The sequence below is a fragment of the Paenibacillus sp. JT22N1 genome (assembly GCF_059692155.1).
The window spans coordinates 235774-247902 of record NZ_JCAUAW010000013.1 but is presented as its reverse complement, the minus strand read 5'-3'; the positions used below and the strand labels follow the sequence as shown (position 1 = coordinate 247902).

General features: G+C 37.9%; 11 protein-coding genes and 1 pseudogene. 7 read left to right on the top strand and 5 right to left on the bottom strand.

The window, feature by feature from the left end; translation table 11 throughout:
* Position 1 precedes the first annotated feature (1 nt).
* On the bottom strand, positions 2 to 199 hold the full coding sequence (locus tag AC58UU_RS24890; RefSeq protein WP_497319672.1) for a hypothetical protein: 198 nt from the start codon (positions 197 to 199) through the stop codon (positions 2 to 4).
* Positions 200 to 425: 226 nt separating this feature from the next.
* Between AC58UU_RS24890 and AC58UU_RS24885 the strand changes: the two genes are divergently transcribed.
* Positions 426 to 1268, top strand: coding sequence for a tyrosine-type recombinase/integrase (locus AC58UU_RS24885; protein ID WP_497319670.1), 843 nt, complete (start codon positions 426 to 428; stop codon positions 1266 to 1268).
* 657 nt (positions 1269 to 1925) lie between these two features.
* Here AC58UU_RS24885 and AC58UU_RS24880 read toward each other — a convergent pair.
* The gene (locus AC58UU_RS24880) at positions 1926 to 2273 is read right to left on the bottom strand and encodes a helix-turn-helix domain-containing protein (protein ID WP_497319668.1); all 348 of its coding nucleotides are present in this window, start codon (positions 2271 to 2273) and stop codon (positions 1926 to 1928) included.
* 131 nt (positions 2274 to 2404) lie between these two features.
* Between AC58UU_RS24880 and AC58UU_RS24875 the strand changes: the two genes are divergently transcribed.
* The gene (locus AC58UU_RS24875) at positions 2405 to 2722 is read left to right on the top strand and encodes a Mu transposase C-terminal domain-containing protein (RefSeq protein ID WP_497319666.1); all 318 of its coding nucleotides are present in this window, start codon (positions 2405 to 2407) and stop codon (positions 2720 to 2722) included.
* Positions 2723 to 2969: 247 nt separating this feature from the next.
* Here AC58UU_RS24875 and AC58UU_RS24870 read toward each other — a convergent pair whose 3' ends face one another.
* Positions 2970 to 3428 (bottom strand): helix-turn-helix domain-containing protein, encoded by a 459-nt coding sequence (locus tag AC58UU_RS24870; protein ID WP_497319664.1) that lies wholly within the window; start codon positions 3426 to 3428, stop codon positions 2970 to 2972.
* A gap of 210 nt (positions 3429 to 3638) precedes the next feature.
* On the opposite strand from AC58UU_RS24870, the gene AC58UU_RS24865 reads away from it, so the two are divergent.
* The 5 genes from AC58UU_RS24865 to AC58UU_RS24845 all read left to right on the top strand — a co-directional run bounded on the left by AC58UU_RS24865 (position 3639) and on the right by AC58UU_RS24845 (position 8891).
* Positions 3639 to 4316 carry a TnsA endonuclease N-terminal domain-containing protein gene (locus tag AC58UU_RS24865; protein WP_497319662.1) on the top strand — a complete coding sequence of 226 codons (678 nt, stop codon included), beginning with the start codon at positions 3639 to 3641 and terminating at the stop codon, positions 4314 to 4316.
* The gene (locus AC58UU_RS24860) at positions 4303 to 6273 is read left to right on the top strand and encodes a hypothetical protein (RefSeq protein ID WP_497319660.1); all 1971 of its coding nucleotides are present in this window, start codon (positions 4303 to 4305) and stop codon (positions 6271 to 6273) included. The genes AC58UU_RS24865 and AC58UU_RS24860 overlap by 14 nt, the downstream gene beginning before the upstream one ends.
* Positions 6274 to 6288: 15 nt before the next feature.
* Positions 6289 to 7260 (top strand): ATP-binding protein, encoded by a 972-nt coding sequence (locus AC58UU_RS24855; protein ID WP_497319658.1) that lies wholly within the window; start codon positions 6289 to 6291, stop codon positions 7258 to 7260.
* Positions 7261 to 7872: 612 nt separating this feature from the next.
* Positions 7873 to 8238, top strand: coding sequence for a hypothetical protein (locus tag AC58UU_RS24850; RefSeq protein WP_497319656.1), 366 nt, complete (start codon positions 7873 to 7875; stop codon positions 8236 to 8238).
* Between the two features lie 71 nt (positions 8239 to 8309).
* The gene (locus AC58UU_RS24845) at positions 8310 to 8891 is read left to right on the top strand and encodes a hypothetical protein (RefSeq protein WP_497319654.1); all 582 of its coding nucleotides are present in this window, start codon (positions 8310 to 8312) and stop codon (positions 8889 to 8891) included.
* Positions 8892 to 9179: 288 nt separating this feature from the next.
* Here the strand turns inward: AC58UU_RS24845 and AC58UU_RS24840 are convergent.
* Positions 9180 to 9835, bottom strand: a pseudogene (locus tag AC58UU_RS24840) (class I SAM-dependent methyltransferase).
* 1144 nt (positions 9836 to 10979) lie between these two features.
* On the bottom strand, positions 10980 to 12119 hold the full coding sequence (locus tag AC58UU_RS24835) for a toxic anion resistance protein (RefSeq protein ID WP_497319652.1): 1140 nt from the start codon (positions 12117 to 12119) through the stop codon (positions 10980 to 10982).
* Positions 12120 to 12129: the final 10 nt, after the last annotated feature.

Here is a 12129-nt window from a genome sequence, read left to right as displayed (position 1 = left end):
ATTATCTTTTACTAAGAAATTGACAACTTGCCTTTACGAACCTTTCTCCAATGGTGCTTAATACAATTTCTTCATCATGAGATTCAATTATTACATTCTCACCTATAAGTTCACCTTGTAAAAAGATCGAGATTGGCTGCTGAAATATACGCATTCGTTCAAAGTCTGAAGGTTCTTTTAGTTGACGTTGTTTTGGCATTGTTATCTCCCTTTATGAAATTATTTACAATAGCACTCAAGAAGTTATGAAATAATTTTAACAGTCTGGTTCGACTATTTTGCTAAGATTTTGTCAATTAAGCTCATGGGCACTTAGATTCAATCAGCGTGTTATCTTAATTATTTTGAAAAAGATACTCTAGATAGATTAAATCCTCCCGATTCTAGTAAAGCTAGAATTATTAGATGAATTGGGAGGGTTTTCTATGAAATTAGACGAGTTATGGATGCTGTATGAAGCCGATAAACGAATATTGGGGTTCAGTCCTCACACATTAAAAGCTTACTTTCTTCAGTTAAAGATGTTGATCCGCGAAATGGGTAATCTCGAACTCGAGGAGGTATCTTTAAATCTGCTAAAAGACTATTTGGCCAAACAAACAGAGCGATTAAAGCCAAGCAGTTTAGGACATCGGATCCGATTTGTGCGTTCTCTTTTTCGTTTTGCTTTTGAAGAAGGGCATATTCCTAAAAATCCATCCATTAAGTTGAGAGAACCAAAGATGGATAAACGAATTCCCAAATTTCTGATTGAAGAAGATGTTATCCATTTAAAGATTTCATGTCATTCACCACGTGAGCATGCTCTTCTAGAATTTCTGTATTGTACGGGTTGCCGCGTCGGTGAAGTACAGAAATTAAATATTGAAGACATCAACTGGGAAAACTGCTCGGCAATTGTAAATGGTAAGGGATCCAAACAAAGGGAAGTATATTTTACGACAGAGTGCAAGGTATGGTTAAAAAGATACCTTGAGAGTCGTGGGGATTCCAGTAAAGCGTTGTTCGTCACCGAAAGTCATCCTATCCGCCGTTTGAGTATCCCAACGATCCGTCACTCAATAAAACTGTTGGCAGCGCGAGGTGAAGTAGCTGCAAATGTATACCCACATCGTTTTCGGCATACCTATGCTTGTCAACTGTTAGATAACGGTGCACCATTGGAGTTTATACAAGGGATGCTTGGGCATGAAAAAGCATCAACCACTCAGATTTATGCCCAGTTGAGGGGTGAACGACGGAGAGAATTGTATCGACGTTATTTTTAGGATCGATGTGAGGTTAACGGATAAGTAGCTATTATGCGTATAAACTATCTTGAGTTGATTGCAAACGAAGAAAGGTATCTTTGTTAATCCGTTTATGATTTGCATCAATATCAGCATTTTTTCGATCGCTGTTGTACGATGTTCACTTATAGCATGGTTAATTAGAACTCGTAGAATACGAGTGGCTATCATCATTAATCTCAATTCATTCCTATGCTTTGAATAGGTCTTGTACTATTGCTACTGATGCGGAACTCATTGTCCCAGAGAAATAGAAATAAGTCTGAACACAAATTGAATTCTTATTAATCAAAAGCCCTTGATTTTCAAGGGCTTTTTGTATTAGGAAGCATAAGTTTGCCATGGTAAATTGGAAGCATAAGCTTTCCAAAGCGGCAAACTTATGGGTTAAGTTACAACAAAACGGAAAACTTATGCATTTATCAATGTTACCCATCATGGCAATAAAACTTTTAGATTACTTGTAGTCCATAACCTGGTTTACCTGAGTTGCCATAAAGCGAAGATGTTGTTTCAGGTATATCCGAAAGCCGCTTTAAAGCAAGCTCTCACAATACATTGGAACGACGTTATAGTGACTTATCAAACTCCTGAGACAAATGAAAAACCATCATCCGCGAAAACGGAGATGGTTTTTCATTGTTCTTGAAACCAACTATGGATTAGGATGCCTAGCTTTCGCAAATCATTAACTTTCATAAGCGTAAGACTTTGAAATAATTGATTCAGGATTTTATCCTTCTCAGTTTGATCCGGTCTTATAAACTTTCCAAATAGAAGTAAATCAAAAAAAGAAACCCCAAGCGCTCCTGCTATTTTTTCAAGATTAACGATTGTAACATTCTTCTCAGCTCGTTCAATTTTACCTATGTAAGAAAAATGTACGCCTGCCATTTCACCTAGTTGCTCCTGAGATAAACCACGTTGTTTCCGAAGATCCCTTATCCTCTGACCGATGATTCCTAGCACATTATTATCCATCATTACACCTCAAATATAGAGTACTCAAAGGTTTAATGCGATAACATACACATACAGGTCTCATTAATTTTTATTGAGACCTGTAGGTATTATTTTATTATTAATTGAACAAAATGATTGATGAGGTGATAAAAATGGATAATGAACAAAATTTCGAATTGGGCTTGGCAACTGTGTCAAATAAAGGAGTACTCTTTAATGACCTGGTGTACACATGTGCAAACATGGTCAAACTGAAGTGGTTCGAGCATGCTATGATAAAAGGTGAGTGGAAGGTCATCATTTTGTATGACCCGCAGAATCTTAATGACATCCTATTGTTTGATATTAAATCAATTGAGGTTGCTACAACTGTTCAAACTCCAGTAGAAGATGATCAAATTCTTCGATATCAAAGTGCAATCAGAACCTTAAAAGAGCAGCTCCGACGAGCTAAGGGGGTGAACACTTAAGAGTCTTTCGTATTGTTGGGCAGGGATTTAATAATGGAAACATCAAGTTCAGGCTCGAAGTGTTTAAAAAACAGGGTTCGATCTTACTGAGAAAGTAGGAGAGTGGTATATCCTTATAATCGAGAAAATGAAACTACATTATTTTGAACAGCAGAGGCCAACACAACCATTGATAGAACTTATATATATTAATCAATTAATTAATATATATATTAATATACAAATAAAAAATATAAACAACAAAAAATTAAGAGGATTCCCGTTTATTGTTAGGAATTAATCTATGAATTTCTATATCTAGAACAAAACATATTTCGTACAAAGTATATAATGAAATTTTCTGAACACCATTTTCAAGGTTTGTAATTGAAGTTCTTGAAAGGCGTATACGATCACTTAACTCTTGTTGAGTTAAATCTTTAAATCGTCGAGCTGCTCTTATTCGTTGGCCAATTTCTGCATACAAAAGAGTCTCAACTTTCCAATCGCTATAACGATAATTTGATTTTTGTTTCATATTAACATCCCTTCTTCGTTGTTTTAAAATCTTAATAATAGATTTTTTTGCTGCAGACCAAATAGCAGTCCACATTTGACTGTACAGCTCGCAATATCCTTGTTCTTTATTTTGATCACTTTGCCTATTTACCGCCTCTACTAAATCCTCATCTTTAATTAGAAATGATGTACATAAAAACCTACTCATCTCCATACCTCCATTCTTTCCAATAAAATACTCTCTTAATCTACTCTATGAAATTAGCGATAAACTATTCATAGTTTATCGCCTTCCCTAGAAAATGTTGTAATCGCTATGTCAATAATATAAACATTATGTTTAAGAAATTGACATTTTGGATATGATTTAGAAAAGTCAAACCATTCAGTTGTTGTATAGTCTAAAATAATTGAAAGAATGGAGCTGTCCAATCAATTGTATACGCCGATCATCATGCCTCGAAGCAAGAAATACGGAAATAATTATTGGAACTCTATGGGTCCAAAAGTGGGAATGAGAGAGGTCATTTTGTATAGCGACCTTGAATTTGACCATTGGTTACAAATTGAAACCGATCCGGAAATCGTTACATATTGTGAGCAGTTTAAGGAAATTGCTTACCTTACTGATGATAAGCTGCATTCAACTATCTTTGACATGTGGATTAAATATCGCGATGGGCGGGAAGCAATCCATGAAGTTAAGTACGAATCAGAGTTAAAGACCGTCGACCTAAGAAATACCAGAACCTTACGTCAAATCGATGCGCAAAAGCAGTGGTGTAAGCAAAATGGTTTCGAATATAAAGTGGTGACGGAGAAGACGATTCGATCAAGTTTACTGGATCTCGAAAATAAAGTTAGTATCGTTTCCTTCATCAAAAACAACGTAGGGTTCAAACCGACTCTTGATCTACGTAGCATATTATCTCAAGGGCCAATGAATTTATCGCTAATTGCTAATCAATTAAAAATGTCGTATATGACCGTAAGGAATGAGTGCCTCTGGCATCTCTATAAAGGGCATATTCGTGCAAACCTAAATCATAGCCTACTAGGAACTAAAACGGAGGTGTGGGTGAATGAGCCGCTCTAAATTAATAGATCAAGGCTTGCTGCCTGAACAAATTCAGTTTGATTGCTGGCCACAAGTAGATTTGGATTCACTGTCCGAAGCAGATCGAGCCGTATTCTTAAAACGAAAAGAGGCGGTTGAATATTATTTAGGAAGCCAAATTACAATAAGGGATATTGAAAGGGTCACAGGCATTAAACCACGTAATCTTCATCGTTTTATCACCAGGTGTATTTCCTATGATCCGAATGGATTGTTGTGGGGTTACAGAGCTTTAATTCCGCAAAAGAAAATCAAAGATTATAGACTGGATATAGTTGATAAAAAACAATCTTCATCTAAGATGACCGGTGAATTTAATCTACTGCTGGATACTTATCCTGTTATCCGCGATTTACTTCATGATCTGTACTTGGGTAAAGGTAGAGTTGAGCCTGTCATGCGTCCGAAATATATTCATAAAAAGTTTCTGGACAAATGTAAAGAACTGAATATTCACATTACAAAATATCCGTTCAATACGGAAACTAGGGGATATCGCGCATTATGTCGCTATTTAGGGAAGCTGCGTGATAAATATTTCGGGAAGTCTTCGTCACGATTTGGGCATGATGCGGAACAGAAAGCCAAACATTCTGGCCAAGGTGAACAAAATTATCCCAGGACCATCACTCCATATCAAAAAGTCCAGTTTGATGGTCACCGAATCGATGGTCTTTTTGCTGTAATCATTACAACACCTGATGGAGACGAGATCATCAGGCTGCTTGATCGGATTTGGTTGCTTTCCATAATTGATATTGCAACACGTAACATAATTGGAAAGCCTACACTTAGTTTAAATAAAGAATACAATGAAAGCGATGTTATGCAATGCGTTCGAAACGCCGTAATGCCGTACAAAAGAATATCGCTTAGCATTGACGGGTTAACGTTCCAAGAAAGTGGCGGCTATCCAAGTGAAAAGTACCCTGAGTTAGAGTGGGCGCTATGGGACATTATGTGCTTTGATAATGCAAAAGCACATCTTTCAAATATGGTTAAAGATCGACTCCATGAGATGGTAGGTTGTGCAATAAATCTTGGTCCTGTTGATCTGCCGATGCGAAGAAGCATTAAGGAACGTTTCTTCGAAACACTTGAGGCAAATAGTTTTCAACGAATGTTAAACACAACTGGTAGCGATCCTAATGATCCAAGACGTCGTAATCCAGAAGAAGCTGCTATAAAGTACGAGATCACTTACGAACACTTAGAACAACTCATTGAAGTAGTCATTGCTAACTATAACGGAACTCCACATGGAGGATTATACTATCAGTCGCCATTGGAGTGTTTAGGTCAGAGGCTGGGAAGAGGAATGTTGCCACGGTTACTCGATCCTTTGAAACGTTCTGAATTTCTATTTTTCCAGACGGAAATTAAGCGTACTGTTCGTGGAAGCGTCCAGTCTGGGAAAAGACCTTATATTGACTATTTTAGCGCTGAGTATCGAAGTGAACTACTTGCTCACTCTGCACATTTAATCGGTACGGAACTAACTCTGCACGTAAATGTCGATGATATTCGAACACTACGAGCATTTTTACCTGATGGAAGCGAGCTAGGATATTTAGTTGTTGCCGGAAAGTGGTCACTTACTCCTCATACATTAAATATGAGAAAAGCGATCAACAGGCTCGTAATCCGAAAACTGCTTCATTTTACAAATGGGGAAGATCCAATATTCGCATATTATGATTATTTAGCGAAACAGGCAAAAGAAAAACCGAAGCTAAAGGCTAATAAAGCAGCACAAGTAAAAAAAGTTATTGATGATAGGAACAACCGTGTATTGCATGATGAACAAGTTAAAGTTCTGAATGAGGAGAAGGGTGAAATAGATGCACTGGAACACGCTCGTTGGTTAGCTGACCAAGCAGCAATGGTTGACCCTGATATTGATCAAATTGCAAAGTATAAGACGATTATCCATTAACGGAGTTGATAAAATATGGACCGCCCAAACGTACCGGTAGGAACTCATCCAATTGAAATAGGGCTCTATACGTTGCCTACCCCGGAGATCCTAAGGTTAATGGATCATTTGAAGCAAATCATTAGAAACGGAGCACCAGGAACGATCGTTTACGGGCATCCTCGTTTTGGTAAAACTAGAGCTACTTTTTTTGCGCTAAACTATTTGCCCCAAGAACTTCACACGGATATCCCGATCTTTATTACTGAATGTAAACAAAGTCGTGTTCCTAGTGAGAGAAGTTTCTTTAAAGACATGCTTGATGATTTCAATTTCGATTTCGGCTCCTCAAGAGATGTTCAGCAGCTTAGAAAACAAATCGTACACTTATTCATTGAAAAGGGGGAAAGGTCACCATTCCGGAAGGTGGTACTTTTCATTGATGAGGCACATCGTATGACGGAGTGGCAATACAATTGTTTGATTGACATTTATAACGAATTAATACGAGCACAAATCTGTATGACCGTAATTTCTGTAGGTCAAGAAGAGCTTAAAAACAGAAGGTCGTTTTTTCTTAGAAATAAAAAATCGCAGATCATCGGACGCTTCATGACGAGCGAGTATCAATACCATGGCATGCAGACAGATAAAGAGCTTTCCGCATGCCTGTATAGTTATGACATCACTGAATATCCAGAGGGAAGTGGCTGGACGTTTACCAGATACTTTTTTCCCGAGGCCTACAATGAAGGAAAGCGATTGCGCGATTTTGGAAAGGAGTTGTACAAGCTCTTTCTTGAGATAAGGCAAGAGTATCATTTGAAAAAGAAGATAGAGTTGCCAATGGAATATCTCGCGCTAACTGTTGAAAATGCCCTTAAAGAGTTTGGGATTAATGGAAACAGAGCAGAGTGGCTCACTTTGAACCATTGGAGGGAGGCCATCAATAGATCCGGTTACATTCAATCTGAGATCTATATGGGTTTAGCTGAAGGAGGGAGTTAATGTATGACGCAGGTTGTATGGAATCGTGAGTGGATCAAGCCCTTTGAATCACCGTGGTCTATATTCGAGAAATTTTGCTACGCTAATTTAGTGAAGAGGTCCGAGTTACTCAAAAAATATGGCATAAGCGACGTTCGCAAAATAATGGGAAGTACCATTGGTGATCACCATCGTGACTTGCGCACTCTAGATGGATTCGATGATCAGTTTCTTCAAACTGCCCTTGACTATGATTTGAAACAACACGTACGAGGCATTATTTCTGATTTAGAAGTCAATTTATCTTATGACCGATATAACTGGCTTAGAGCTAACTTGACATGGTGCACTCAATGTTTGGAGTCAGGTTATCACAGTATATTGCATCAATTTGTGTTGCTTCATCATTGCCCATTTCATCTTACATCACTAGTAAACCAGTGTCCGAACTGCAATTCGAACATACCATTCTTGTTGTCAGACAAAAAATTAACTGCGCCATTTACATGTAAATGTGGTCACAGATTTACTAATTTAAGCAATCGTTGGACGCACTGGGGAAGTGCTCAGACCACAATTAACTGCAGTCAGACTCAAAAATGGTTAGACTTATCAAAAACAAAATCTGATATTATGAGTCATTTGTTTATCCCAGCGTACGCAATAAACAACAAGAATGTCTTAGCGTACTTGATCCACGCCCTCGATGAATCGTTTTTTATCAACGAAGAAGAAGGAGTGGTATGTAAAACTGATTTTAATCCCAAGTACCAATCATGGAACCGTGCGAGATTAAATGTTCCCACTCACCGAACTCAGAAGCCTGATCGCATAAATTCACGAATGTTAATTAACACATTCAAGGATTACGAAAATCAGGAGTTCTATGATTTCATGTATGAGAACTCCAGACAAGTTTTTAAAGCGATTGATAAGTACATAAGGGAACTGCTCTCAGAGGACATGAAGCATGTATTGAACGGTTTCAAAACGTCTTAAAACAGGAGAATCAACCTTTCCCGCCAATATGTCCTCATGCTTATGCATATATATTGTGGAAACAATCTATATTGGGCTATGAGAATTTCTACGAACATAAGATGGGTGCATATAGGAGGGAGAATCTTCATTCATTTGCGCTTATCGATAGATATTTCTACGATGAACAACAAGAACTACTTGGGAGCTTCCTGCAAAATTCATTCAACTTTCAAAGAGAGAAACCATTCGAGTTGAAATGGTTAGTACAGAAAGTTGCAGCTGCTTTTTTAACTAGTTCATTAAATGCATTTCGAATGTGTTCTGAAAGTGGAGCTAAACAAAAATTTGCTCCAACTAGCAAACTCTACGAGTCTTTGGTTAATGACACAATACCATTCATTGTTATTAGGCATCCAAAAGATTTAGCGAGTAGAGTACCGATTACATTTTTTCAGTTCAAAAAGAACAATAATGAATCAATGAGAGATTTAGAATGTCCGAACCAGCAAAATAAAAAGATAAATCAAATGAAAGAAAAAAGGCATACACCTCTAGCATATTCCATGAGATATTATGGATCAAACTATCCAGAAAATTTTGAAAGTGAATCTAAGGATATTGATAAATATGTATTAGGCTTATGTGCTCCAACTAAATACTTGCATTATTAAGCCGCGCCACGTTTGGGAACGCGGCGTATTCTTTTTTTAAAAAGAAAATGGAAGGAAAAGATAATCGGACAATGTTCTTGTCAGTTATCGGACAATGTTCTTGTCATCCGACATGACAACACTAACACAACAATAAGGACTAACTAAAGATGTTCATACATATGTATAAAATACGGGTTTTGTGAATATGTCACTCTGTAAATTCTTTATAACCCGAAGAATCGTACTTTTGAATCATCTCCTGGATTGCCTCTTGAACTAATTCCTGTTCTCTGGTGCATTAACTGGCTAACTTTTATAACCCGAAGCTAACTGTTTCTTACATCTTATAATTATAAATTTTACTGGAGGTTTATTTTTTATATTCTTACTTGGCTCGTCAATTTCTGAAAATTCTACCAGTCCATATTTTTCAAATTCTTGTATTATGGAGTCAGAATCATAAAAAAACATTTTTACGCCTTCCATTATCTCAAAATAGTCTTTATCCAATTGTTTGCCCCTTTCCAAACATTGGGGCTTTTTTTGAAACAGTTGTAAAAATCATATATCCATTTGGCTTTAACTGATTATAGCAATCTTTAATAAACTTATCTCTCTCACGATTATTCAATAAGTGAATAAGTGCATAGCAAAATATACCGTCATAGAGTTTGTGATCAAAAGGCATGTCAGTTACTGAACCATGAAAAATACTAATATCAAGCCCGTTTTGCCTCGCCAAATCAATCGCTGTTTTTGAAATCTCAATACCTGTTACTTTTATTCCATTGTCAATAAAAACCTTTGCATTTTGCATTTCTGCCATATCCAATACCTGGTACCAGTATGTCCTTAACATTCCTTTCAAGGAAAAAGTCCTTTGTCACGATTGCGGAGTCTGTAGGTTCAAATCCCCACATCGTTTGTTTTTCTATAAAACTTGATTCCCAGAATTCCGTCATATCTCTATCTCCTTATGTTTTATTTTAATTGGGATGCTATCTTGCTTGACGCTAATGTTAAATTCAAGTGATGTTTATATGCCTAAACTCCAATAAATTAGGATAAAAGGAATCCCTCCTTCCACTCCAACACTCTGAACAATCGAAGAACGAATGTTTCCGAGCTTCCTTCCCAGATGGAATGGAGCCAATACCTTTGTCGCATCAGCCCCATTTACATCTTACTTCAGAGTGAAGAGTGTTATTTCGGTAAATGGCGAGTCCATGAGGATCGTTTGGTTTTCGAACCGGTCCGAAAACCAGAGCAATCCCCTGATTTTGCTTATCAGTCCAATAGGCGATGTGTTGGTGCATAACATTCCGTTCTTCTACGGTCATATCCTGAGGAAAAAGTTGTTCTTGGCGGCGTAGACCATAACATGAAGTGTATTTTTCCAGGTTTGTTGCTTGCAATGTTATCCGACATTACTAAAAACCCTCCATTACCCTAAATTTGTATTTCATACTATGACGCTCAATGTCAATTATCTTCCAAATCCCTTTCGTAATGCAAACAACACCAACTAAAACATTCTTCTCATTCTTTTAGGATTAATCTGCCAGTTAGTGGAATGACCCACCGTATATGTCTCGTTATCGGCAATCGGACGATATTCTTGGCGTGGTTCGGCAATCGGACTATATTCTTGTCACCCGACAATGCAGCTCTTAAGCTATAGTTCTGGTTCCTCTGTTGATTGAAAAGGTTCATGAATCTATATGGAATAAGCAGCTTTAACTCATTTAAAAGCCTATTCTTTAATTCATCCAATGCTTCATCATTGGGTTTAACATCATCTGAATACATGGTTTCTCTAGGTGTCCACCAAACAGGGAATTTTGGATTTGGTTCAGTGGCAAAGGATATTTGTTCTTGTCCAGTATCGGTAAAGGATGTAAGAAATAATAAAACCGCGCTGCGCGCGGATCTCTATAGATGTATGTTCTTGTCCTCTTACAATCGCTTCAGTGTGTGTGTGTGTACCCTGTTATGATACATCATCCGTAAAATCTGATTGACCCACCAATCCAATATCAGAGAACCTACACAACAACCCAGCTGGCGCGCCGGGTTGTTTTTTCCTGCTATAGGACATTCAATCTATTATATGGATAACTGGCTGCCCTTCTCCAGACGCAATATTTGCTTTTCGCCGATATCAGCCAAATTGCGGAACTCATTGATTGTTTCGCGCATTTTTGGCAGAGCCTCCTGTTTATAGGTACTAATCGAGTCCAGAGCAGAAATTACATCTGTAAATGCCTGTTTTAGGGTATCAACTGAAATGTTGGATTCAATCGATTTCTTATGAATTTCGGCTCCTTGTTCGTTCAGCATACGCGAAGTAGCAGTTATTATATTGCTAGTTACTTGGTTCAAGAGCTCAACTTTCTTCAAAGCGATATTTTGATTGTACAGGGCGCTGGCAACCATTACAGATATCTTCAATGCGGAAATCGTTACGGTCTTTGAGCGATCGACTACACGCATCATCTGCTTATTGTTCCGTATAACCAGTTCCATTGCCATAATGCCCTGTTGGTTTACAACCAACATCTCTTGCAAGTCCATAACCCTCTGTCTTAAGGGGAAAAGGATTTCCTCCGTAATAAACCGAATTTTTTCTGGATCTTCATTCCGTATCTTTGCCGCTTCGATTTGTACCTCGATGGATTCATCCATCAGCGCTCCAAGCTGAATTTCCTTTCTAAGTTTCTTGGATAATTCACGCAAGGATTGTTGTTCGAACTCCAGTGTGGTGTTGTCATTCTTGAGCGTGGACTTTCCCTTATCTAAAGAAACGATGATATCTGCAATGATGCCATCTGCCTTTTCATATTTAAGAAAGTAGCTCCGAATAGGGCTGAAGAACTTACCAAAGATGCCGGTTTTGGCGAAATCAACGAGGCTTGGGTCCAAGTCTTTGATTTGTGTGTGCAGGTCTACTAATCCCTTGGCTACTTGCCCGCCATCTTCGCCAGCTTTTGAAAGATTACCGACCGACACTTGCAGTAACGCATTTTTAGAGGAAGACAATTTCATTGTATCTACACCGAATGTATCGATCGATTGTAGAATTTCCCTCCGTTTGTCGAGCGAATCAAGTTCCAATGACATGATCGTAGCTACATTAGAGTTAGCGAGCTCTTTCAACTTGGCGAATTCTTCGGGGACCGGCTTAATCTCATGTTCGATCACTGCTTTAATTTCTTCAGGATTGGCTATTTCCAATGTGAATGACATGTGAATCCCT

Bases quoted from the DNA above. Each gene is read 5' to 3' on its own strand.
- AC58UU_RS24865 (WP_497319662.1), top strand. From the start codon at position 3,639: ATGGAGCTGTCCAATCAATTGTATACGCCGATCATCATGCCTCGAAGC.
- AC58UU_RS24885 (WP_497319670.1), top strand. From the start codon at position 426: ATGAAATTAGACGAGTTATGGATGCTGTATGAAGCCGATAAACGAATA.
- AC58UU_RS24880 (WP_497319668.1), bottom strand. From the start codon at position 2,273: ATGATGGATAATAATGTGCTAGGAATCATCGGTCAGAGGATAAGGGAT.
- AC58UU_RS24860 (WP_497319660.1), top strand. From the start codon at position 4,303: ATGAGCCGCTCTAAATTAATAGATCAAGGCTTGCTGCCTGAACAAATT.
- AC58UU_RS24875 (WP_497319666.1), top strand. From the start codon at position 2,405: ATGGATAATGAACAAAATTTCGAATTGGGCTTGGCAACTGTGTCAAAT.
- AC58UU_RS24890 (WP_497319672.1), bottom strand. From the start codon at position 199: ATGCCAAAACAACGTCAACTAAAAGAACCTTCAGACTTTGAACGAATG.
- AC58UU_RS24855 (WP_497319658.1), top strand. From the start codon at position 6,289: ATGGACCGCCCAAACGTACCGGTAGGAACTCATCCAATTGAAATAGGG.
- AC58UU_RS24835 (WP_497319652.1), bottom strand. From the start codon at position 12,119: ATGTCATTCACATTGGAAATAGCCAATCCTGAAGAAATTAAAGCAGTG.
- AC58UU_RS24870 (WP_497319664.1), bottom strand. From the start codon at position 3,428: ATGAGTAGGTTTTTATGTACATCATTTCTAATTAAAGATGAGGATTTA.
- AC58UU_RS24850 (WP_497319656.1), top strand. From the start codon at position 7,873: ATGAGTCATTTGTTTATCCCAGCGTACGCAATAAACAACAAGAATGTC.